General features: G+C 73.5%; 20 protein-coding genes and 1 riboswitch. Of the genes, 14 read left to right on the forward strand and 6 right to left on the reverse strand.

Going from position 1 to position 22,441, the window contains the following annotated elements; translation table 11 throughout:
• The first annotated feature begins 225 nt into the window (after window positions 1-225).
• The gene (locus ACFW9Z_RS14935) at window positions 226-1,083 is read left to right on the forward strand and encodes an ABC transporter substrate-binding protein (RefSeq protein WP_384639745.1); all 858 of its coding nucleotides are present in this window, start codon (window positions 226-228) and stop codon (window positions 1,081-1,083) included.
• A 7-nt stretch (window positions 1,084-1,090) separates the two neighbouring features.
• Here ACFW9Z_RS14935 and ACFW9Z_RS14940 read toward each other — a convergent pair whose 3' ends face one another.
• On the reverse strand, window positions 1,091-1,516 hold the full coding sequence (locus ACFW9Z_RS14940; RefSeq protein ID WP_384639747.1) for a nuclear transport factor 2 family protein: 426 nt from the start codon (window positions 1,514-1,516) through the stop codon (window positions 1,091-1,093).
• A gap of 136 nt (window positions 1,517-1,652) precedes the next feature.
• Here ACFW9Z_RS14940 and ACFW9Z_RS14945 point away from each other — a divergent pair, with 136 nt between their 5' ends.
• From ACFW9Z_RS14945 to ACFW9Z_RS15000, 12 genes are all read left to right on the forward strand, one after another.
• Window positions 1,653-2,207 carry a PadR family transcriptional regulator gene (locus ACFW9Z_RS14945; RefSeq protein ID WP_384639749.1) on the forward strand — a complete coding sequence of 185 codons (555 nt, stop codon included), beginning with the start codon at window positions 1,653-1,655 and terminating at the stop codon, window positions 2,205-2,207.
• Window positions 2,208-2,286: 79 nt separating this feature from the next.
• Window positions 2,287-3,021 (forward strand): helix-turn-helix domain-containing protein, encoded by a 735-nt coding sequence (locus ACFW9Z_RS14950; RefSeq protein ID WP_384639751.1) that lies wholly within the window; start codon window positions 2,287-2,289, stop codon window positions 3,019-3,021.
• Complete coding sequence (locus ACFW9Z_RS14955) at window positions 3,018-4,439, forward strand: MFS transporter (protein ID WP_384639754.1); 1,422 nt, start codon at window positions 3,018-3,020, stop codon at window positions 4,437-4,439. The genes ACFW9Z_RS14950 and ACFW9Z_RS14955 overlap by 4 nt, the downstream gene beginning before the upstream one ends.
• Before the next feature lie 130 nt (window positions 4,440-4,569).
• Complete coding sequence (locus ACFW9Z_RS14960; protein ID WP_384639757.1) at window positions 4,570-5,502, forward strand: carbohydrate kinase; 933 nt, start codon at window positions 4,570-4,572, stop codon at window positions 5,500-5,502.
• Between the two features lie 115 nt (window positions 5,503-5,617).
• A complete protein-coding gene (locus ACFW9Z_RS14965) occupies window positions 5,618-6,721 on the forward strand; it encodes a beta-ketoacyl-ACP synthase 3 (protein WP_384639759.1) in 1,104 nt (367 codons plus the stop codon).
• Window positions 6,705-7,961 carry a beta-ketoacyl-[acyl-carrier-protein] synthase family protein gene (locus ACFW9Z_RS14970; protein ID WP_384639762.1) on the forward strand — a complete coding sequence of 419 codons (1,257 nt, stop codon included), beginning with the start codon at window positions 6,705-6,707 and terminating at the stop codon, window positions 7,959-7,961. Before ACFW9Z_RS14965 ends, ACFW9Z_RS14970 begins: the two co-directional genes overlap by 17 nt.
• 167 nt (window positions 7,962-8,128) lie before the next feature.
• Entirely contained in the window at window positions 8,129-10,141 is a 2,013-nt protein-coding gene (locus ACFW9Z_RS14975; RefSeq protein ID WP_384639765.1) for an acyl-CoA dehydrogenase, read from the forward strand.
• Window positions 10,142-10,295: 154 nt separating this feature from the next.
• Window positions 10,296-10,577, forward strand: a complete 282-nt coding sequence (locus tag ACFW9Z_RS14980) for an acyl carrier protein (protein ID WP_384639768.1) — start codon at window positions 10,296-10,298, stop codon at window positions 10,575-10,577.
• The gene (locus ACFW9Z_RS14985; protein WP_384639771.1) at window positions 10,574-11,797 is read left to right on the forward strand and encodes a beta-ketoacyl-[acyl-carrier-protein] synthase family protein; all 1,224 of its coding nucleotides are present in this window, start codon (window positions 10,574-10,576) and stop codon (window positions 11,795-11,797) included. The genes ACFW9Z_RS14980 and ACFW9Z_RS14985 overlap by 4 nt, the downstream gene beginning before the upstream one ends.
• Before the next feature lie 100 nt (window positions 11,798-11,897).
• Window positions 11,898-12,085: riboswitch (cobalamin riboswitch) on the forward strand.
• A gap of 58 nt (window positions 12,086-12,143) precedes the next feature.
• A complete protein-coding gene (locus tag ACFW9Z_RS14990) occupies window positions 12,144-13,196 on the forward strand; it encodes an ABC transporter substrate-binding protein (RefSeq protein WP_384639774.1) in 1,053 nt (350 codons plus the stop codon).
• Between the two features lie 113 nt (window positions 13,197-13,309).
• Entirely contained in the window at window positions 13,310-14,317 is a 1,008-nt protein-coding gene (locus tag ACFW9Z_RS14995) for a FecCD family ABC transporter permease (protein WP_384640018.1), read from the forward strand.
• Complete coding sequence (locus ACFW9Z_RS15000) at window positions 14,314-15,099, forward strand: ABC transporter ATP-binding protein (protein ID WP_384639777.1); 786 nt, start codon at window positions 14,314-14,316, stop codon at window positions 15,097-15,099. Before ACFW9Z_RS14995 ends, ACFW9Z_RS15000 begins: the two co-directional genes overlap by 4 nt.
• 219 nt (window positions 15,100-15,318) lie before the next feature.
• On the opposite strand, the gene ACFW9Z_RS15005 is transcribed toward ACFW9Z_RS15000, so the two are convergent.
• The gene (locus ACFW9Z_RS15005) at window positions 15,319-16,356 is read right to left on the reverse strand and encodes a PRC and DUF2382 domain-containing protein (RefSeq protein WP_384639780.1); all 1,038 of its coding nucleotides are present in this window, start codon (window positions 16,354-16,356) and stop codon (window positions 15,319-15,321) included.
• 244 nt (window positions 16,357-16,600) lie between these two features.
• Between ACFW9Z_RS15005 and ACFW9Z_RS15010 the strand changes: the two genes are divergently transcribed.
• Complete coding sequence (locus tag ACFW9Z_RS15010; RefSeq protein WP_384640021.1) at window positions 16,601-17,407, forward strand: adenosylcobinamide amidohydrolase; 807 nt, start codon at window positions 16,601-16,603, stop codon at window positions 17,405-17,407.
• On the opposite strand, the gene ACFW9Z_RS15015 is transcribed toward ACFW9Z_RS15010, so the two are convergent.
• The 4 genes from ACFW9Z_RS15015 to ACFW9Z_RS15030 all read right to left on the reverse strand — a co-directional run bounded on the left by ACFW9Z_RS15015 (window position 17,400) and on the right by ACFW9Z_RS15030 (window position 22,393).
• The gene (locus ACFW9Z_RS15015) at window positions 17,400-18,689 is read right to left on the reverse strand and encodes a sulfite oxidase (protein WP_384639782.1); all 1,290 of its coding nucleotides are present in this window, start codon (window positions 18,687-18,689) and stop codon (window positions 17,400-17,402) included. The two genes, ACFW9Z_RS15010 and ACFW9Z_RS15015, sit on opposite strands and share 8 nt — an antisense overlap.
• Window positions 18,686-19,885, reverse strand: coding sequence for a homoserine O-acetyltransferase (locus tag ACFW9Z_RS15020; protein ID WP_384640024.1), 1,200 nt, complete (start codon window positions 19,883-19,885; stop codon window positions 18,686-18,688). Before ACFW9Z_RS15020 ends, ACFW9Z_RS15015 begins: the two co-directional genes overlap by 4 nt.
• Window positions 19,882-21,243: a bifunctional o-acetylhomoserine/o-acetylserine sulfhydrylase gene (locus ACFW9Z_RS15025; RefSeq protein WP_384639784.1), complete on the reverse strand. Its 1,362-nt coding sequence runs from the start codon at window positions 21,241-21,243 to the stop codon at window positions 19,882-19,884. Before ACFW9Z_RS15025 ends, ACFW9Z_RS15020 begins: the two co-directional genes overlap by 4 nt.
• 274 nt (window positions 21,244-21,517) lie before the next feature.
• Window positions 21,518-22,393 (reverse strand): RNA polymerase sigma factor SigF, encoded by an 876-nt coding sequence (locus tag ACFW9Z_RS15030; RefSeq protein ID WP_384639787.1) that lies wholly within the window; start codon window positions 22,391-22,393, stop codon window positions 21,518-21,520.
• Window positions 22,394-22,441: the final 48 nt, after the last annotated feature.

Consider the following 22,441-nt stretch of genomic DNA (forward strand, 5'->3'; position numbering starts at 1 on the left):
GGGAGTTGACTCCAGCCGGAGAGGCCGGGCGGAGGGCGCCACCCGGGTTGCCGAACGTGTCTCCTTTCTAACACTCGGTGAACTCGGCCGCCCGTCGCACCGGATACCGGCTGGTACGAAGGTTGGTGCCGGGCCGAGGGGTGTGGCGGTGAGGAGGTGGGCAGGTACACCTGTACGAACTCGCACAAGCGGTACGGCAGTCGGTGGCAGAGGGGCGTGTGTGACGTGACGGAACAGAGCGAATGGCGTTTCTCCGACGACCGGGGGCAGCTGTCGACGGCCCCGCGCCGGCCCGGGCGGGTCCTCGCCTACGTCCAGGCCGGGGCGACGCTCTGGGGCCTCGGCATCCGGCCGCGGGGGATCTTCGGCTCCGACCACGACGGCCCCGACCCCGACCGTGCCAAGACCGGGACGCTCCCGCTGGACGAGGTCGAGTACGTCGGGGCGGGCGCCGCGCTGGACGTGGAACGGCTGCTGGCCGGCCGGCCGGATCTGGTGGTCGCCGTGAGCTACGGCGGCGGCCATGTCTACGGGCTGGCGCCGGAGACCGCCAAGCCGCTGGAGGAGCGGGTCCCGGTCGTCGTGATCGATGTGAGCCAGGCCCGTACGTTCGGTGAGATCGGCGACCGGTTCGCCGAACTGGCCCGCTCGCTCGGCGCCGAGCACCGCGCGGACGCCGACGCCGACCTCGACGCGGCCCGGGAGCGGCTGCGTACCGTCGCGGCGGGCCCGGCCGGAGCCCGCCGGGTGGTCGCCCTCTCCCCGGCGGGACCCGACCAGGCCCATGTCGCGCGCCCCAGGATGTGGCCCGAACTGCGCGTCCTCACCGAGCTGGGCGTCCACCTGGTGGAGCCGGCCCCGGGCCCCGGGGCCAACTGGTCCACCCTCGGCCGGGCGGAGGCCTTCGCGCTGCGGCCCGACGTCATCCTCACCGACATCCGCGCCCATGCCGCCCCGCTCGACGAGCTGCGCGGGGGCGAGTACGGCGCGGCGCCGGTCGTGCCGTGGAACCCGGAACCGCTGTACGGCCCCCGCGACCACGCCCGCTTCCTGGGTCTGGTCGCGGACGCGCTGGAGAGCTAGGCGGCGGCTACTTCGTCGGGACCAGTCCGTCGGCGACGAGTCCGGCGAGGACCGCCTCGCCGAGCGCGTGGACGGCGGACTGGGGGCGGACCATCACGGTGAACTCCTTGATCCGCCCGTCCTCGCCGAGGTGGACCAGGTCGATGCCGTGGATCTCCCTGCCGTTCACGGTCGCCCGGAAGAGCAGGACGGCGGCCGGGGCCTCGGTCCCGTCCACGCTGGTCTGCGCCGTGCCCGCGAACTCTCCGACGTACCGGAAGTCCTCGAAGGTGCGCAGGAGGACCCCGAAGAGCCCCAGCACCATCGGCCTGCCCTCGAACGGGGAGAACTTCACCGGGCTGTAGAGCCGGATGTCCTCGGTGAACAGATCCTCCAGGGCGCTGAGGTCACGGGTGTCGACGGCGGTGCGGAAGCGGTCCACTGCGGTGGTCATGGCTTCTCCTCGAATCCTCGAAGGCGCTGCTGTTCAGGAAAGTGACTAGTCATGAATATGAGTAGTCATGTTCTTGACTATCATGGACCGTGTGCTCCTGGACAGGGGTGGGTGGAGATGAGAGGGAGGCGGTCCGATGGCCCTGCGCCATGCCGTGCTGGCGGCGCTGCTCGACGAGGAGTTGAGCGGGTATCAGCTGGCCAAGGCGTTCGACATGGGCGTCGCGAACTTCTGGCACGCGCTGCCCCAGCAGCTCTACGCGGAGCTCGCCAAGCTGGAGAAGGAGGGCCTGGTCGCCGGGCGGGAGGTCGTCCAGGACGCCCGGCCCAACAAGCGCCTGTTCCGGGTCACCGGCGACGGTCTCGCCGAGCTGGAGCGGTTCGCGTCGGTCGCCGCCAAGCCCTCGTTCATCCGGGACGACCTACTCGTCAAGGTCCAGGCGGCCGACCACCTCGACACCGTCGAGCTGATCACCCGGCTCGCCGAGCGGGCGGAGTTCGCCGAGGCCAAGGCCGCCCAGTTCGAGGCGCTGCTGAAGGGGATGCGCGGAGACCGGACGGAGGAGGAGTTCCTGCTCCACGGCGAGCGGATCGGCCCCTATCTGACCTGCCGCCGGGGCCTGGCCTTCGAACGCGCCAACCGGGACTGGTGCCGGGATTCCATCGCGGTGCTGCGGGGGCGGTCGGCCTGACGGGGCCCTGCGCAACTCTCCAAAAAATATTCTGCAAAAATACTTTGGGAAAGTGGGTGGTCCGTCCTACGCTGCCGTCATGACCAGTGAACCCAGCCGCCGCGTACTCGATCCGGACCGTGACGGAGCCGCGTTCAAGGCCCTCACCCACCCCCTGCGGATCCAGCTGCTCGGGCTGCTGCGGCAGCACGGCCCGGCCACGGCCAGCGAGCTGGCCGCGCGCACGGGCGAGTCCTCGGCCTCCACCAGCTACCACCTGCGGGTGCTCGCCAAGTACGCGTTCGTCGCCGAGGCGGACCACCGCGACAGCCGCGAGCGCCGCTGGAAGCCGGTGCACTCCATCACCTCGTGGAGCAACGAGGCCATGCACCGCGCCCCGGGCGGCCGGGCCGCGCTCAGCGCGCTCCGCCGCCGACAGCTCGAACACCTGGAGCGCTCGCTGGCCCGGCACGAGGCCGACCTGGAGAGCGGCCGGCTCGACAGCGCCTGGCAGGAGCCGGCCGGTATGGGTGACGCACTGCCCCGGCTGACCCCCGAGTCGCTGACCGAGCTGTGGGAGGCGATCGCCGCCAAGACGTCCGAACTGGCCGTCCGCGACGAGGGCGACCCCCGCGCCGAGCAGGTGGTGCTGTTCACGGCGGGGCTCCCGCTGGCTCCGGAACCGGTGGCCGTGGACGATCGGTCGGCCTCGTCCGGAGAGTCCGGAGAGTCCGGCACCTCTGGCCCCTCCGCTGCCGACGGCCCCGACGGCCCCGGCGTCGCCCCCGGTCCCGGCGTCGGCCCCGGCCCCGGCCTCGAAGGGGACGCCTCATGAGCGGGGCGGCGACCGGCGCGCCGGACCCCGGCGCGGACGCGCCGATACGCGCCCCGCGCACACCCGCCCCCACCGGCCGAGGGCTCGACCCGCTCACCGCGCGCCGCCGGTTCGCCACGGTCTCGTTCCTCTTCTGGTTTCCCATCGGCCTGTCCATCGCGACCGGCGTGCTGCTCTTCACCGAGCGGGGCATGGGCCTCGCCGCCATCGCCGGGTTCTTCGCCGTGCACTCCCTCACGGCCGCCGCCATGGAGCTGCCCACCGGAGGTCTCTCCGACGTCATCGGCCGACGCGCCGTCCTGGCCACCGCCGGGCTGCTCAACTGCACCGCCTTCACCCTCATCGGGCTCGCCACCACAGCCTGGGCGATCATTCTCGCCATGGCGCTGATGGGCTCGGCCCGCGCCCTGTCCAGCGGCCCCGCCGAGGCCTGGTACGTCGACACCGTTCACGCCCACGCGGGCCCCGAAGCCGACCTGCGTACGGGGCTGGCGCGCGGCGGCTCCGCCACCTCGGCCGCGCTCGCGCTCGGCACCCTGCTCGGCGGCGGGCTGCCCTGGCTGCTCGGCCTCGGCCCCGGTGCGGGGGAGTGGCTGACCGGGGCGACCGGCGGGCTCGTCATCCTGCTCTCCGTGCCCGCTCTGCTGGGCGCGCTCGTCGAACTCGTCTTCGTCCTCTACGTCCTGAGCGCCCTGCCCGAACCGCCCCGGCCCCCGGCCACCCTGCGCGGTGTCGTCGGCGGGGTACCCGCCGCCATCGCCGCCGGGCTCCGGCTCGGCGCCCGGGACGCCCTGATCCGGCGCATCCTGCTGACCGCGAGCGCCGCCGGGGCCGCCCTGGCCGCCATCGAACTGCTCACTCCGGGCCGAGCCGCCGCCCTGATGGGAACGGCCGAATCCGGGGCCGTACTCTTCGCCGGGCTCGCCTGCGCCGGGTTCCTGTGCTCCGCCCTCGGCAGTCAACTCGCCCCGCTCGCGGCCCGGTTGGCCGGGAGCAGCGGACGTGCCGTGCTGGCGGGCCTCGGGGTGATGGCGGTGGGGCTGACCCTGCTCGGTGTCACCACGGTCTCGATGAGCCCTCTCGCCACGACGGGCGCCGTCACCGGATTCGGGCTGGTGTATCTGGGCCTCGGAGCCGCGAACCCCAACGTGAACGACCTGCTCCACCGCCGGGTGGATGCCTCGGGCCGGGCCACCGCCCTCTCCGTCCAGTCGCTCGCCCTGCAGCTGGTCGCCGCCTGTGCCGGACTGGCCGTCGGGGTTCTCCCGCCGGGCCCGCTGCCCTGGCTGCTGGTTGCCGCGGTCGTGCTGGCCGGAGCGCTGCTCTGGGTCCGCCGGGCCGTGCCCGCGAAACCGGCGCCGCCGGGGAGCCGGGTGCCGGTGCCGGTTCCTGCCCGTTCTCCCCGTATCGATGTCTGATCGGTGACCGACCGGCCCCCGACGCCACGGGTGCCTTCCGTCGAAGGGGGAGGATCGGGCTCAATGGGGGGCGGGGCCGCGCCGCCCACCAGGACACCGCACGTCACAGCCGTTGAGGAGAACCACCCCGATGCTCGACCACAGCGAACTGCTGGTCGTCGGCGAATGCGTCGCCGACATCGTCCGGCTGCCGGACCGGGCGGACCGGGTCCACCCCGGCGGCAGCCCCGCCAACGTCGCCTACGGCCTGGCCCGCCTCGGCCACCGCGCCACCCTCCTCACCCAGCTCGGCCCCGACCCGAACGGGCGGCTCATCCGGGACCACCTGGACTCCGCCGGAGTCACCGTCCGTACCGACGGCCGTACGGCCCCGACCCCGTCGGCCGCCGTCACCCTGGACGGGGCCGGGCAGGCCTCGTACGCGTTCGACGTCGGCTGGAGCCTCGGCCCGGTCGCCGTGGAACCCGCGCCGGGCCATGTGCACACCGGGTCGATCGGTGCGGTGGTGGAGCCGGGGGCGGCCACGGTGCTGGACATCGTGCGGGGCGTCCGGGCCGCCGCGACCGTCAGCTACGACCCCAATGTGCGGCCCGGCCTCATGGGCGACCGGGCGGTGGCCGTGCGGCGGGTCGAGGAGTGCGTCGGGCTGAGCGACCTGGTGAAGGCGAGCGACGAGGACCTGGCCTGGCTGTATCCGGGGGAGGAGCCGGACAAGGTCGCGGCGCGGTGGCTGGAGCGCGGGCCCGCCGTCGTGCTCGTCACCCGGGGCGGCGACGGGGCCCTGGCCGTGCTGCCCGGCGGCCGCATCGCCGTGGCGGCCGCGCCGGTCGAGGTCGTGGACACCGTGGGCGCGGGCGACGCGTTCATGTCGGGCACCCTCCACGCGCTGGCCGTCCACGGGCTCATCGGCGCCGGGGCGCGGGACCGGCTGCACGCCGTGGACCGGGACACCGTCACCGACGTACTGCGCCATGCCGTGGCCTCCGCCGCCGTCACCGTCTCCCGGGCGGGCGCCAACCCGCCCGACGCGGCGGAGCTGGGGGAGGCGCTCGCCCGTAACTGACAACCCGTCATGACCCGTTCGGCTCAATCGAACGCATCCTCGTCAGGCGTCCCGCCGTTCGTCAACCGGCCGCAGTATGACAACGGGATCGGGGCAACGGGTGGCGAGAAGAGGGATGGCGGAGAGCGGGCCGGGGCCGCAGGCGCGGGAGCGCGCCTTAGCGGGCCGGGGCGGACGCACGGCGGTGCTGGAGCGGGTGGCGGGCTGGGTGCCGGGGGAGCCGGTCCCCAACGACCGGCTCCCGGCTGCCTGGGGCGTCGACGACGCCTGGGTCCGCCGCCGTACCGGCATCGGCAGCCGGCACCGCGCCGGACCCGGGGCCGCCACCGGGGACCTCGCCTACGAGGCGGCCTCCCGGCTGCTCGCGGGCGCCCCGGCGGCGGGCCCGGTCGACGCGGTGGTCCTCGCCACCGCCACCCCCGACCACCTCTGCCCCGGCACCGCCCCCGCCCTCGCGGCCCGGCTCGGGCTCGGCACCGTACCGGCGCTGGACATCGCCGCCGTGTGCAGCGGGTTCGTCTACGGGCTCGCCCTGAGCCACGGGCTGGTCGCCTCCGGGCTCTACGAGCGCGTCCTGCTGGTCGGCGCCGACGTCTACTCGACCTGGCTCGACCCCCTGGACCGCTCGGCCGGGGTCGTCTTCGGCGACGGGGCGGGCGCGGCCCTGGTGGCGGCGGGGCGGACCGGTGACCCCGGTGAACTGCTCGCCTTCGACCTGGGCAGCGACGGCACCGGCTACGACCTGATCACCGTTCCCGGCGGCGGTGCCCGCTCCCGGGCGGACGCGAAACCGCCCGCTCCGGCGGACGCGTACTTCCGGATGCAGGGCTCCACCGTCTACCAGCACGCCGTGGAGCGGATGACCGGTTCGTGCCGGACGCTGCTGGAGCGGGTGGGCTGGGACCCGGCCGAAGTCGACCACTTCGTGCCGCACCAGGCCAACGCCCGGATCCTGCGCGCCGTCGCGGACCGGGTCGGCATCGGGCCGCAGCGCTGCGTCACCCATCTGGAGCGGGTCGGCAACACCGGCGCCGCCTCCATCCCCCTCGCCCTGGCCGACGCGGCGGGCCGGGGGCTGCTGCACGGCGGGGACCGGGTGCTGCTCACCGCGTTCGGGGGCGGACTGACCTGGGGTTCGGCGGCGCTCCGCTGGCCGGGGACCCCGCAGGAGATTTCCACGGATTCTACGGAAGGAACACAGCATGTCGCAGTCCGCTGATCAGGGCACCGGAGCCGGTTCCGGCACCGCCGTCGCGGTGACGGGGGTCGGCCTGGTGACACCCGCAGGGGCTGACGAGCACAGCTTCTGGGAGGGGCTGTGCTCCGGGCACTCCACCGCCCGGTGGTGCGAAGAACTGGCCGGTCTCCCGGTCGACTTCGCCTGCCCGGTCGACTCCCTCGACCTGGACGAGGCGGTGGGCGGCCGCTCGGTGTGGCGGATGGCCCGGTTCGTGAAACTGGCCGTCGTCGCGGCCCGGCAGGCCGTCGCCGACGCCGGTCTCGACCCGGCGGTGTGGGACGGCGGCCGGGTCGGCGTGGTGCTGGGCGTCGGCGTCGGGGGCGTCTCCGTCCTCGTGGACAACGCCGCCAAGCTGGCCGCGTCGGGGCCGGATGCGGTCTCCCCGCTGCTCGTCCCGATGATGATCCCCAACGCGGCGGCGGGCGAGGTCGCCATCGCCCTGAAGGCGGGCGGACCGAGCCTCGCCCCCGCCACCGCCTGCGCCTCCGGGGCCACCGCGATCGCCGTCGCCCGCGATCTGCTGCTCGGCGGCTCCTGCGACGTGGTGGTGGCGGGGGGCGCCGAGTCCGTGCTGACCCCGCTCGTGGTGACCGCCTTCGCCCGGATGGGCGCGCTCTCCACCCGTACCGGCGATCCGGCGGGCGCCTCGCGGCCGTTCGCCGCCGACCGGGACGGCTTCGTGATCGGCGAGGGCGCCGCCATGCTCGTCCTGGAGCGGGAGGAAGCGGCCCGCGCCCGGGGCGGCCGGGCCCGCGCCCTGCTCACCGGGGCCGGATCCAGCACGGACGCCCACCACCCCACCGCCCCGGCCCCCGACGGACACGGCGCCGAACGCGCGGTGCGGGCGGCCCTCGACCAGGCGGGGTGGACGGCCGCCGAGGTCGACCACATCAACGCCCACGGCACCTCCACCCCCCTCAACGACGCCATGGAGACCACCCTCATCTCCCGGCTCTTCCCGCACCGCCCCCCGGTCACCGCGCCCAAGGGCGTCATCGGCCACACCCTCGCGGCGGCGGGCGCGATCGAGGCGGTCGCCACCGTCCTCACGCTGGAACGTTCCCTCATTCCGCCGATCGCCAATCTGGACTCCCTCCCCGAGGCCTTCCCGCTCGACTGCGTGGTGAAGGAGCCCCGCCACCAGCGGGTCGAGCGGGCGGTCAGCCACTCCTTCGGCTTCGGCGGGCACAACGTGGCGCTCGCTTTCCAACGCACCTGACCCCGCAGGCCGCGTTCTCCAACGCACCTGACCCCGCAGGCCACGTTTTCCAACACGCCTGACCCCGCAGGTCGCGTTTCCAACGCACCTGACCTCGCAGGGCCGTTCGGGAACGGCGGGGGGTGTCCTCGCCGTTCCTTGATCGTTACTCTGTCGTGACCCTATCCATGCATAGTCCATCCTCGCCCTCCACCACTGATCTGCTCACCCGCGTGCTCTACGGCGACAACTTCCGTCAGGAGCACGGTTTCTGGCGGCGGATGCTGACAACAGAACCGTTTCGGCGAGCTGGTGGCGGCACCCCCGACGAACGGCTCGCCCTCGCCTACCACCGGCTGCGCATCCTCAACGGCGCACTGGACAGCGGCGCGAGGCTCGCCGCCGACCCCCGCGCACTGGCCGCCCTGCACGAATGGCTAGGCCCGGTCGACCCGGCGCTGACCACCGTCGCGGGCATCCACTACAACCTCTTCCTCGGCTCCCTCCTCGACCACGACCCGGGAACGCTCCGCGACCTCTCGGACTTCCTGGAGCTGCGGCGCATCGGCACCTTCCTCTGTACGGAGGTGGCGCACGGCAACGACGCGGCGGCCGTCGAGACGACCGCGACGTACGACCGCGAACGCGACGGCTTCGTCCTGCACACCCCGCACGCCGGGGCCCAGAAGTTCATGCCCAACACCAGCCCCGCCGGGGGCCCCAAGACCGGCGTGGTGGCCGCCCGGCTCCTCGTCGACTCCACCGACCACGGGGTCTTCCTCCTCCTGGCCCCGCTCACCGACGAGACCGGCGCCCTGCCCGGCGTACGGGTACGGCGGCTGCCCGCCCGGATGGGCTCCCCGGTCGACCACTGCCTGACCTCCTTCGACCGGTACTTCGTGCCACGCGACGCGCTGCTCGCCGGGGAACAGGGGCGGATCGGGAAGGACGGCCGGTTCACCAGCGAACTGGCCAACCGCAGAAGGCGGTTCCTCCACTCCATCGGGCGGGTCACCCCCGGCAAGCTCTCCATGAGCGCCTGTGCGGTCGGCTCCGCCCGGGTCACCCTCGCCATCGCGGTCCGGTACGCGGGCCACCGGCTGGTCTCCGGGCCGCGGGCCGCGCAGCGGGTGCCGGTCTACGCGCACCGCACCCACCACGGACCGCTGGCCGGGGCGATGGCCACCGTCTTCGCGATGAGCCTCCTGCACCGCCGGGCGCTCGACCGCTGGGAGTCCGCCCCCGAAGCCGACCGGGACGAGGCGGAGCGCCTGGTCGCCGTCGCCAAGGGGTGGATCACCTGGCAGGCGCGCGGCGTCATCGTGGAGTGCCGGGAGCGGTGCGGGGCGCAGGGGCTGCTGGAGAACAACGGCATGACCGAGCTGTTCACCGGCATCGAGGGCGCGATCACCGCCGAGGGCGACAACCTCGCCGTCCACGCCAAGGCCGCCGCCGAGATGCTGTTCAGCGCCACGGTCGGGGAGGAGACCGAGGCGGAACCCGGCGAGCTGGACGACCTCCGGTTCCTCGGCCGGCTGCTCGCGGCGGTGGAGGCCATCTGGTTCACCCGGGCCCGGGAACGGATGAGCGCGGCCCCCTCCGGCGACCCGCTCGGCCGGTGGAACGCCGCGTCGGGGGCCGCGCTGCGCGGGGTGGAGGCGTACGGCTACCGGCAGGCGGGCGAGGCGTACGAACAGGCCGCCGCCGCACTGCCCGAAGGTCCGGCCCGTGAGCGGCTGACCGAGCTGCACCGGCTCTTCGCCCTCCAGTGGATCGCCCGCAACAGCGGTGACCTGCTCGCCACCGGACGGCTGACCGCCGAACAGGTGTCCTTGCTGCCCGACGCGGTGGAGCGGCTCATCGCCACCGTGGCGCGCCACGCCCCCGCCCTGGTGAGGTCGTTCGCGCTGCCGGAGCGCCTGATGTCGGACTGGCCGATCGCCGGACCCGGCTACGCGGACGCCTACGACGACCCGGAGGGGTCCTGGCACCGCGACCGCAGGCCAGGGGGCGCCGGGGGTCGAACGGCGGGTTTCCGGCGGGCCGCCTGCGGCAGCAAGAGGCGTCCGCTGCGCGAGAAGGTGGCGGCGCTCGGTACCCGCGGAGTGCTGCTGGCGTACTGGGGAACCACCTCGATGCTCTCCCGGTGGTTCGAGAAGCCGCAGGTGAGCGTAGACGAATCGGTTCGCCCCAGGGCGTAACCGGAAGATCGTCATCCAGTTACTTCGGCGGTGGGGTCGAAGCGTTCGACCACCGCCGTACGTGAAGCCGCCGACGAGCCGCCGATGAGGAGCCCATGAGCTCCTGATGGGCCGCCGACGAGCCGCTGATGAGTCGCCGATGAGAGGAAACACCGTGAAGACCCAGACCATCCACCCGAAGATCACCGAGGTGCTGACCGAGACGTTCAAGGTGCCCGCAGCCGAAATCCTGCCGGAGTCCACGATGGACAGCCTGGAGATGGACTCCCTGGCGGTCGCCGAGTTCGCCGTCATCATCAAGGAGACCCTGGGCGTCACCGCCGACTCCGAGAAGCTCTACAAGGACGCCACGCTGGCCGACATCTCCGCGTTCATCGACGCGGCCGTCGCCGGCGAGGCGGCCGACAGTGCGGTGCCGGTGAGCAACACCCGATGAACCGACCCGCCATCGCCGTCACCGGCCTGGGAATGATCACCCCGGCCGGCCACACCACCGACACCACCTGGGACGGGGTCTGCCGAGGCGGCTCCTTCGCCCGCACCGTCCCCGAACTGCGCGGCTGCGCCGTCGACTTCGCCTGTACGGTCTCCGGCATCGACCTGGACGGGGCGGTGGGCGGCCGCACCGCCTTCCGGATGGGCCGGTACGTCAAGTTCGCCGTCCTCGCCGCACGGGAGGCGGTGACCGACGCCGGGCTCGACCCCGCCCACTGGGACGGCACCCGGGTCGCGGTCGTCGTCGGCACCAGCAGCGGCGGCTCCGCCGGGCTCACCGAACAGACCGTCGCCCTGGAGCGCCGGGGCCCCGAGGCCACCTCGCCGTCGGGCATCCTGCTCACCATCCCGAACATGCCCGCGGCCGAGATCGCCATCCAGATGAAGGCCACCGGACCCAGCCTGGCACCGTGCACGGCCTGTTCGTCCGGGGTGACCGCGCTCTCCGTGGCCCGCGACATGCTGGCGCTGGGCCAGTGCGACATCGCGATCGCCGGAGCCACCGAGTCGATCGTCTTCCCGGTCGCCATGACCGGCTTCGCCCGCTCGGGCGCGGCGGCCCTGCGGGACGGGGACCCCGCCCGCCTCTGCCGCCCCTTCGCCGCCGACCGGGCCGGGCTCGTCATGGGCGAGGGCGCCGCGATCATGGTCCTGGAGCGGGCCGACGACGCCCGGGCCAGAGGAGCCGCCCCCCGGGCGCTGCTGGCCGGCACCGGCGCCACGACCGACGCGCACCACCCCACCAGTCCGCACCCCTCCGGGGACGTGGCGCGGGCCGCCGTCGAAGCGGCGCTGGCCGACGCGGGCTGGCGGGCCGAGGACGTCGACCATGTCAACGCGCACGGGACCGCGACCCCCCAGGGCGACGCGACCGAGGCCGCCCTCATCGGCCGGGCCTACCCGCACCGGCCGCCCGTCACCGCCCCCAAGGGCGTCCTGGGCCACTGCATGGGGGCGGCCGGGGCCATCGAGGCGGGACTGACCGTCCTGACGCTCCAGCACGGCACGATCCCGCCGATCGCGAACCTGGACGCCCCCGACCCCGGGTTCGCCATCGACTGCGTCACCAAGGTCCCGCGTGAGCTGCCCGTACGACGGGCCGTCAGCCACTCCTTCGGATTCGGCGGACACAACGCGGTGATCGCCCTCCGGGCCCCGTAACCGGAGGACATCACTGGGCCGGTGCGGCGGGACGATCCCGCGCCGCACCGGCCCACCGGGCACCACTACCCGCACCGGCTCTGAGCTGCGCGAAGACCCGTGATAGCTTGCCGGGGCCAGTCGAACCCCAGCGACGGGGTCAGGGAATCCGGTGCGAATCCGGAACTGACGCGCAGCGGTGAGGGGGACGGGCGGGGCCACGGCCACTGGAGCAGCACCCTGCTCCGGGAAGGCGTCCCGCCCGGACGAACCCGAGTCCGAAGACCTGCTGGCACCGGCCCCGCACCCGGGGCCGGGAACCGTACGACGGGCTCCGCGGCTGGGCCCAGAGACACCGAGGTCCTCCGTGCTGCCCCAGGCCACCCCCGCCCCGATACGCACCGCCGCCCTGTTCGCGGCGGGTGTCGTCCTGCTCACCGCCTGCGGCGGCGGGTCCACCACCTCGTCCGCCGACGGCGGCGGCGACAAGGCCGACGGCTTCCCGCTCACCCTGAAGAACTGCGGGCGCACTGTCACCGTGAAGGCGCCGCCCCAGCGGGCCGTCTCGGTCGACCAGGGATCGACGGAGATCCTGCTCTCGCTCGGCCTCGCCGACCGGATCGCGGCCACCGCCACCTGGAGCGACCCGGTCATGAAGGGCCTGGAGAAGGCCAACGCGGGCGTCGAGCGGATCTCCGACAACCGCCCCTCATCGGAGAAGGTCCTCGACAAGGAGCCCGACTTCCTCAGCGCCTCCTTCGCCTCCACCCTCGCCAAGGGCGGCGTCGCCCCGCGCGAGCAGTTCGAGAAGCTGGGCGTCCCCACCTACATCTCGCCCGCCGACTGCGTCGGCAAGGACAACAGCGGCGGCGGTGACGGAGCCCGTACCGCACCCCTCAGCATGGACAGCGTCTACACCGAAGTCCGCGAACTGGCCCAGGTGTTCGGCGTCCCCGAGCGCGGCGACGCCCTGGTGAAGAAGCTCCAGGCCCGAGTGAACAAGGCCACCGACGGCATCGACGGGTCCGACACCTCCCTCCTGTACTGGTTCTCCGACTCCAAGGCCCCCTACCTCGCGGGCTGCTGCGGCGCCCCCGGGGTCATCACCCGGGAGCTCGGAGCCAAGAACGTCTTCGACGACACCCACGACGAATGGCCCCAGATCAGCTGGGAGACCGTCGCCGACCGCAACCCCGACGTCCTGGTCATCGGTGACCTGAGCCGCACGATGCAGACGGCCGAGAGCGCCGAGAAGAAGATCGAGTTCCTGGAGTCCAACCCGGTCACCAAGACGATGGACGCCGTCAAGAACCGCCGCTACGTGCTGCTCAGCGGCCAGGCCATGAACCCCACCATCCGGACGGTCGAGGGACTGGAGCGCGTGGCCGCGGGGCTGCGTGACTTCGGGCTCGCGGAGTGAGCAGCGGCAACCTGACGGCGAAGCGGCAGGCCGGAGAACCGCCGGCCGGACAGCAGCCAACCGGACAGCAGGCGGCCGGGCAACAGCCCGTCGCCGCACGGCAGTTCGGTGGCCTGCTCCAGGTGCTGCTCTGGACCGGCGGACTCCTTCTCCTGCTGCTCTCCATAGCCGTCGCCGTCACGATCGGGCCCGCCCGGATCTCCGTCCCCGACGTCTGGTCCGCCGTCGCCTCCCACCTCGGCTTCGGCGCCTCGGAGCTGAGCCCGATCCGGGACGGCATCATCTGGAACCTGCGCATGCCCCGCACCCTGCTCGCCGCCGTGTGCGGCGCCGGGCTCGCGGTCTGCGGCACGGTGATGCAGTCCCTGCTACGCAACCCGCTCGCCGACCCCTTCGTCCTCGGCGTCTCCTCCGGAGCCTCCACCGGGGCGGTCGTGGTGGTCGTCCTCGGTGTCGGCGGGGGAGCGGTGTCGCTGTCGGCCGGGGCCTTCGCCGGGGCCATCTGTTCCTTCGCCCTGGTCCTGCTGCTCAGCCACACCCTCGGCTCCACCACCGACCGGGTGGTGCTCTCCGGGGTCGCCGCCATGCAGCTCTTCTCCGCCCTGACCTCCTTCGTCGTGATGACCTCCGCCGACGCCGAGCAGACCCGCGGGGTGCTGTTCTGGCTGCTCGGCTCGCTCAGCGGGGTCGGCTGGAGCGAGGTGGCGCTCTGCACAGCCGTCCTCGCCGTCTGTCTGACGGTCTGCCTGGCCCACGCCCGTACGCTCGACGCCTTCGCCTTCGGGCAGGACGCCGCCGCCGCGCTCGGCGTCAACGTGGCCCGCACCCGGATCGTGCTGCTGTGCACCACCGCCCTGCTGACCGCCGCCCTCGTCAGCTCGGCCGGGGCGATCGGCTTCGTCGGTCTGGTCCTGCCGCACGCGGCCCGCGCCCTCACCGGCTCCGGGCACCGGCGCCTCCTGCCGGTCACCGCCCTCGCCGGGGCCGTCTTCCTGGTCTGGGTCGACACCCTCGCCCGCACGGTCCTGGACCCGCAGGAGGTGCCCGTCGGCGTCGTCACCGCGCTGATCGGCGTCCCCGCCTTCGTCCTCGTCCTCTACCGGACCCGGAGTACGTCATGACGAACACGGCCACCGAGGGGCTGCGCGCGGAACGGGTCGGCCGGGAGGCGGGCGGCCGGCTCATCCTCGACGGGGTGGACATCGCCCCGCCGCCCGGCGCCACCGTCGGCCTGCTCGGCCCCAACGGCTCCGGCAAGTCCACGCTGCTGCGCATCCTCGCGGGCCTCCTCGCCCCGGACACCGGCACCGTCACCCTGGACGGCGACCCGCTGCCCGGTCTCGGCCGCCGCACCGTGGCGCGACGGATCGCCGTGGTCGACCAGCACGCCGTCACCCAGGTCGACCTCAGCGTCCTGGACGTCGTACGCCTCGGCCGCATCCCGCACCGCCGCGCCTGGTCCGCCCCGGACCGCACCGACGAGGAAGCCGTCACCGACGCCCTGCGGCGCACCGGGCTCACCGACCGGGCCGCCCAGTCCTGGCACACCCTGTCCGGCGGCGAGCGCCAGCGCGTCCAGATCGCCCGCGCGCTGGCCCAGCAGCCCCGCGAACTCCTCCTGGACGAGCCGACCAACCACCTGGACATCCAGCACCAGCTGGAACTGCTCGCCCTGGTCGCCGGGCTGCCCCTGACCAGCGTCATCGCCCTGCACGACCTCAACCTCGCGGCGATGTTCTGCGACCGGATCACCGTGATGAAGGCGGGCCGGGTGATCGCGGGCGGCACCCCGGCCGAGGTCATCACCGAGGAGCTGATCGAGGACGTCTACGGGGTCCGGGCGGTCGTCACCCCGGACGGGCCGGACGGACGCCCCTCGGTACGGTTCCTGCCACGCCGCTGACCGGACGCGTACGGGCGGGGTCGTGCCGTCGGCCGTACGGTTCCCGCCGTGCCGCCGAACGCGTACGGTTCCCGCCGTGTCCTCGAACGCGTACGGTTCCCGCCGCGTCCCCGGAAGCCGGTGCCCGGCCCCGGACAGCCCTCCGGGCGGACCCGTCGTACGAGCCCGCCCGGAGACCGAGGACATGGGAGCGGCCTTCCGGCCGCCGGAGGGGTGCCGTCAGCGGCGGCGCCCCTGGCCGAACTCGCCACCGGTGTCCTTGCCGGTGCCCATGTCCGTGCCGTCCGCGTAGTCGATCTTCTCCTTGCGGACCTCGGCGGAGACTTCCTTCTGCTCGGTGACCCGCTCGGTCTCCAGGCGGACCCGCTCCACCGGGACGGCCTCCTTGCGGACCGTGGCGCGCTCCGCGTGCAGGGTGACCTCCACGTCCTGTTCACCGAAGTCCGTGGTCCCGGTCACCTTCTCGCCGGGCCGCAGCGGCTCGCGGACCACCCGTACCTCCTCGTGGGAGACGGGCACGGACCGGGTCACCTCCTCGGTCACCACGTACTTGTGCAGCCTCGCCCGGCCGCTCTCGTACTCCTCCGTACCGACGTGCAGCTGCTCCTCGGAGCGGATCAGCTCGTCCTTGCCGCTCAGGTCGGCCGACCGGGACGTGCCCGCTCCGGCGCCCGCCAACGGGCGGGACGTGGCGGAGACGTCCGTCTCGCGGTGCCTGCCCGTACCGGTGCCCGCACCGGCCATACCCGCCGCCCCGGCGCTCGTGGTGGTCCTGCCGGTCGCCTTGGCGCTCTGCGGTGCGCCCGTACCCCGGGCCGTGCCCGCCGCACCCGCTCCGGCCGCGCCCATGGCACCGGTTCCGGCGACGGTACGGGCGTCGGCTCCGGTGCCCGTACCCGTGTCGGTGCCCTTGGTGTCACCGAGGTTGCCGGTCTTCCTGGACAGGCCGTAGTGCCGGTAGAGCTCTTCCTCCTCGGCGACGGAGAGGTGTGCGTCCGCGTCCACGCGGGGCGCTTCCTTGACCGTGTCCTTGGAGTGCGAGACGTGCAGGTCGGAGCCCACTCGACGGGCTCCGGCGAGCGGTACGAAGCTCTCCTTCATGCCGAACAGACCGGTCTTGACCGTGACCCAGTCGGGCTTGCCGGTGTCGTCGTCGACGTACACGCGGCCCACGCTGCCGACCTTCTCACCCTCGTTGTCGTACACGGTCAGACCGTCGAGCTCTCCGGAATCCGTGAAACCGTCAGCGGCTCCCATAACCGAACCCTCCTCGCTGGGCGCGCCCTGTGGGTGGCTCCACCAGATGTGGCACGTCCGGCTTCCATCGCGCCTCACCCGCCTGGGCGCTGCAACCTCCCGGCCACCCGGCCGAAGGGGCCCCAAAGCCCTGCGGTCGCTGCTGGCCCCGTACGAGCGCGCTGAGCGGCCCCCGGATCAGTTAGGCCAATCGGGTGAGGGGGTGCGAGCCCCCGCCCACGAGGTGAGCGGGCGCGGCCCGCATATGATCGGCGGAGCACGGCAGCCCCGGGAGGACGGGCCATCGCCGGTCCCGCCGAGCCACCAGGGGTGCGCCATCCGTTCCGTACGCGTCCACCTGCCCGCCCAGTGCGCTGAACCGGGCGGTGAGTCGGGCGGTGAACCACGCGGTGAAGCGCGCGGTGAACTGCGCGACCGGCACGAGGACGGCCACCACCTCCACCACCTCGTGTGGCGGCTGGGCCCCGGGGTACGGGTGTGTAGCAGCGCGGTCCTCGGCGGCGGCATCGGCCCCCGCGCCTGGGTCCTCAACGCCCAGGTCCCCGGCGGCTACCCCCGTCTCGACCCGGACCGCCACCTCGCCGAGATCGCCGCCGCCGAAGGGCTCACCGGCCCGGGCGCCGGGCTGATGACCGCCGCCGAGGTCGCCGCGTACACGACCGGCCACGACGGCGGCGTCACCGCGACCGTCACCACGGGCCTCGGCGTACGGGGCTGGGCGGCGGCCCCCGACAACGCGGCCTCCGGCCCGGGCGCCCCGCACCGCCCCGGCACCATCAACATCGTCGTCACGCTCCCCACCGCCCTCTCCGACGCCGCCCTGGTCAACGCCGTCGCCACCGCCACCGAGGCCAAGGTCCAGGCCCTCCTGGACGCCGGACTCGACTGCTCGGGCACTCCCACGGACGCCGTCTGCGTCGCCGCCCCCGAACCGGGGCCCGACGGCGGCGAACCCTTCGCCGGACCCCGCTCCACCTGGGGCGCGCGGATCGCCCGCGCCGTGCACACCGCCGTACGGGCGGGAGCCCGCCCGGCCCGGGACCTCAGCTGACCGTCACCGGGTGCCGCACCACCGCGTCGAACAGATACCCCTGCGTGTTGTGCGCCGTCACCTTCGGCTGCGTACGCCCGGAACGGTCCGTGGCCCGGGCCAGCAGCTCCGTCGCACCCTTCCGCGTGGGCACCCAGTCCGCCGACCACCGCACCCAGCTCCCGGCCCGCGGCACGTCGTGCAGCCGGGCCCGCCGCCAGTGGAGCCCGCCGTCGGTGCTGACCTCCACCGACCGCACCGGCGCCCCGCCCGACCAGGAACGGCCGGTCAGCACCGTACGGCGGTGGACCGGGAACGAAGCCCCCCGAGCCAGTTCGAAGGCGCTCTTGAGTGTCTGCCGGGTCAGCGGGGCGCTGCCCTCCGGCGGATGGCCGGGCCCGAACAGCCGGTAGAGGCCCGTGTTCCACGGCGTGAGCAGCGGCTCGGCGCTCACCTCGATGTCACCGACCCACTTGATGTTGGCGATGCCCACCCACGACGGCGCGATCACCCGGACCGGGTACCCGTGGTCGGGCGGCAGTGGCTCACCGTTCATCTCGTACGCGAGCAGCACGTCGTCCAGCGCCTTCGCCACCGGCAGCGGACGGCGCACCCGCCCCAGGTTCACCCCGTCGGTGACGACCTCCGCGTCCAGACCGCGCGGCAGTACGTCCACGGCGTGCCGTCCGATCCCGGCCCGGCGCAGCACGTCCCCCAGCCGCACCCCGCGCCAGCGGGCCGTACCGATCGCCCCGAGCGTCCACGCGGTGCCGCTGACCGTCTGCCCCTGCTGGGAGGCGAAGAAGCTGCGCCCGTTGCCCGCGCACTCCACGAACGCGGTGCGGGTCACCGAGGGCAGCCTGCGCAGATCGGCGTACGTGAAGTCCACCGGGGCGCCCTTCAGCCCGTCGCCCCAGACCGTCAGCTTCCAGTCGGCCCGCTCGATGCGCGGGGTGGCGGTGTGGTTGCGGACGAAGAACCGGTCGGCGGGGGTGAGCGGCCCGGTGCCCTTCAGCGCGGCGAAGTTCGTCTCCGCGTTGGTGCCGCGCAGCGTGAACAGCTCCGGGGGCAGCGGCTTGACGACACCGGGCAGCCCGGCGGCCACGAGAGGCCCTGGGGCGGCTGCCGCGTGTGCGGGGGCCGGGGCGGCGACCGAAGCCAGCGGCACGGCGGCCGAGGCGGCCGCGACGAGCTTCAGCAGATCGCGGCGGTCGATCCCGGCGGACCGCGCCGCTCCGGCGGACCACTGCCGCAGCCGTATCCGGTCGTAGGTGTCCTCGGACGGCGGGGGAAGCGGGCTCATGGAAGCTCCTTGCTGAGGGCGGGAGTCGGGAGGGGTGCGAGTTCTGGGGGAAGCAACTCCCGTACCAGGGAACCCACCTGACCGGTCTCGATGAGGAAACCGTCGTGTCCGTACGGGGAGTTGACGATCCGCAGGCCGTCCGCCCCCGGCAGCAGCGCCGCCAACTCCTCCTGCTGGGACGGCGGATACAGGCGGTCCGAGTCCACGCCCACGACCAGCGCGGGCAGCTCCGCCCGGCGCAGCGCGCGGGCGATACCGCCCCGGCCCCGGCCGACGTCGTGCCCGTTCATCGCCTCGGTGAGCGCCACATAGCTGCCCGCGTCGAACCGGCGCACCAGCTTGAGCGCATGGTGGTCGAGATAGGACTCCACCTGGTACCGCCCGCCGCGCCCCGGCTCCTCGCCCGGCTGCGGCGCACCGCCGAACCGGGAGCCGAGCTCGGGCTCGCTGCGGTACGTGATGTGGGCGATGCGGCGCGCCTGACCGAGGCCCCGGTGCGGACCGCCGCCGGGCGGCGCGTCGTGGTAGTCGCCGCCCCGCCACCCCGGGTCGGAGAGGATGGCGCCGATCTGCACCGAACCCCAGGCGATCTGCTCGGCGGAGGCGGCGGCCGGGGCGGCGAGCACCAGCAGCGAGCCGGTGCGCTCGGGCCTGCTCACCGCCCACTCCAGGGCCCGCATCCCGCCCATCGAGCCGCCGACCACGGCCGCCCACCGGCCGATGCCCAGTGCGTCGGCGAGCGCCGCCTCGGCCGCCACCTGGTCCCGTACCGTCAGATACGGGAACCGGGATCCCCAGGGCGTGCCGTCGGGCCCCGGGGAAGAGGGGCCCGTACTGCCCTGGCAGCCGCCCAGCACGTTCGGGGCGACGACGAACCACCGGTCGGTGTCGAGCGCTCGGCCCGGACCGACGAGCGCGTCCCACCAGCCGGGGGTGGGGTGGCCGGGACCCGCGGGTCCGGCCACATGGCTGTCGCCCGTCAGCGCGTGCAGGACCAGCACGGCGTTGGAACCGTCCGCCGCCCGCTGCCCCCAGGTCTCGTACGCCAGGCGGACCCCCGGTAGCCGGATGCCGGACTCCAGGGGCAGCGGGTCCTCGATCGCCGCCCAGCGGCGGCGACCGGGCGGGTCCCCCTCCCTCCGGCCGCCGGAGGCCGGAGGAAGGGGAAGTGCGGCGGGCGCGGCGCCAGGGTTCAGGACGCGGCCTTCGCGGCGCGGAACCCCGACTCCAGGTCGGCCTTGAGGTCGTCCACGTTCTCCAGGCCGACCGAGAGCCGCACCAGACCGGGCGTGGCGCCCGTGGCGACGAGCTGCTCCTCGGTCAGCTGGCTGTGGGTGGTGGACGCCGGGTGGATGATCAGGCTCCGTACGTCACCGATGTTGGCGAGGTGGCTGAACAGCTCGACCGCGTCCACGAACTGCTTGCCCGCCTCGGCCCCGCCCTTCAGCTCGAAGGCCAGCACCGCTCCGGCGCCGCGCGGAAGATAGCGCTGCCCCGCCTCGTACCAGCGGTTCGACGGGAGACCGGCGTAGTGCACGGTCTCCACCTCGTCGCGCTGCTCCAGCCAGCGGGCCAGCTCCAGGGCGTTGGAGGTGTGCCGCTCCAGCCGCAGGCTCAGCGTCTCGACGCCCTGGAGCAGCAGGAACGCGGAGTGCGGCGAGAGCGCGGGGCCCAGGTCGCGCAGCAGCTGGACGCGGAGCTTGACGGCGAAGGCGCCCGGGCCCAGGGCGGGCCAGTAGCGCAGCCCGTGGTAGCTCGGGTCGGGCTCGTGGAAGTCGGGGAAGCGCTCGGCGTGCGCACCGAAGTCGAAGGTGCCGCCGTCCACGACGACCCCGCCGATGGTGGTGCCGTGTCCGCCGAGGAACTTGGTCGCGGAGTGGACCACGATGTCCGCGCCGTGCTCGATGGGCCGCAGCAGGAAGGGCGTCGGCACGGTGTTGTCCACGATCAGCGGCACCCCGGCCGCGTGCGCGGCGTCGGCCACCGCCCGGATGTCCAGCACGTTGCCGCGCGGGTTGCCGAGCGTCTCGGCGAAGAACGCCTTCGTGTTGGGCCGGACGGCGGCCTGCCAGGCCGCCACGTCCTCGGGGTCCTCGACGAACGTCACCTCGATGCCGAACCGGGGCAGTGTGTGGCGGAAGAGGTTGTAGGTGCCGCCGTAGAGCGAGGGCGAGGAGACGATGTGGTCGCCCGATCCGGCCAGCGTCAGGATCGCGAGGGTCTCGGCCGCCTGCCCGGAGGCGAGCGCCACGGCGGCGACACCGCCCTCCAGCGCGGCGATGCGCTGCTCCAGGACGTCCTGCGTGGGGTTGTGGATGCGGGTGTAGATGTTGCCGGGCTCGGCGAGGGAGAACAGATCGGCGGCGTGCTGGGTGTCCCGGAAGACGAACGACGACGTCTGGTAGATCGGCACCGCGCGGGCACCCGTCGCCGGGTCCGGGGCGGCACCGGAGTGGATCTGCTTGGTCTCGAAGGACCAGGCGGCTCCGGGCTCCTGCCGGTTCTGGTCCTCCGGGGTGTGGCCTGCGGTGACGGAGTCGAGGGGCTGGCTCATGTGGTTCCTCGCACGTGGTTCGGTCGCCGTACGGCGTACGTCCGCCGGTCGGCGGAAGCCCGGGGTGGCGACGGGCTGACTACGGACCGTAGGACGTGCCGGACCGGCCCGGAAGCGTGTCGCCCGCTTGGCCACGAACCTGCAATACGGCGGCAACGCAAGGGCCGGTCCGGGGGTTCCGGTTCCCCCCGGACCGGCCTCCTCGCGTGGCTGCCGTGTCGCGACGCGTGGCCGCTGTGTCGCGACGTATGGCCGCTGTGTCGCGACGTCCGGGTCACTCCTGGGTGAGCATCCCGTTGCGCAGCTTGCCCAGCATCCGGCTCAGCAGCCGCGAGACGTGCATCTGGGAGATCCCGAGCTCCGCACCGATCTGGGCCTGTGTCAGCTCCTGGCCGAACCGCATGTCGATGATCCGGCGCTCCCGCTCGTCCAGTTCGCCCAGCAGCGGTGCGAGGGTGTGCAGGTTCTCCACGGTCTCCATGGCGGGATCGGGCTCGCCCAGGACATCGGCGAAGGTCCGCCCGCCGGTGTTCTGGGGGCCGGACTCCGCGGAGTCGGTCGGCATGTCCAGGGAGCCAGCCGTGTAGCCGTTGGAGGCGACCAGCCCTTCGGTGATCTCCGCCTCGTCCATCCCCAGGTGCTCGGCGAGCTCGCGCACCGTGGGGTCCCGGTCGAGGTCGCCCGCCAGGGTCTCCTTCGCCTTGGCGAGGTCGACCCGCAGCTCCTGGAGGCGCCGGGGCACATGCACGGCCCAGCTGGTGTCCCGGAAGAACCGCTTGATCTCCCCGACGATGTACGGAACCGCGAAGGAGGTGAACTCGACCTCACGGGAGAGGTCGAAGCGGTCGATCGCCTTGATCAGCCCGATCGTGCCGACCTGGACGATGTCCTCCATGTCGCCGCTGCCCCGGTTGCGGAACCGGTTGGCGGCGAACCGGACCAGCGACAGGTTCATCTCGATCAGGGTGTTGCGCGCGTACTGGTATTCGTGCGTGCCCTCTTCCAGGACCTGGAGACGGTCGAAGAAGAGGCGGGAGAGCCGCCGCGCGTCCATCGGGGCTATCTTCCCGGCGTCCTCGATCCACGGGAGATCCTCCGCGGTGCTCGTCTTCTGCTCCGCACCGGCGGTCCGCGCAGTGTGTGCCGTCATCTCGTCACGCTCCCCAGGTCGTAGGCCATGAGGTCTACTCGCCTGCCC

The organism is Streptomyces sp. NPDC059452 (assembly GCF_042750035.1).
Classification (GTDB): domain Bacteria; phylum Actinomycetota; class Actinomycetes; order Streptomycetales; family Streptomycetaceae; genus Streptomyces.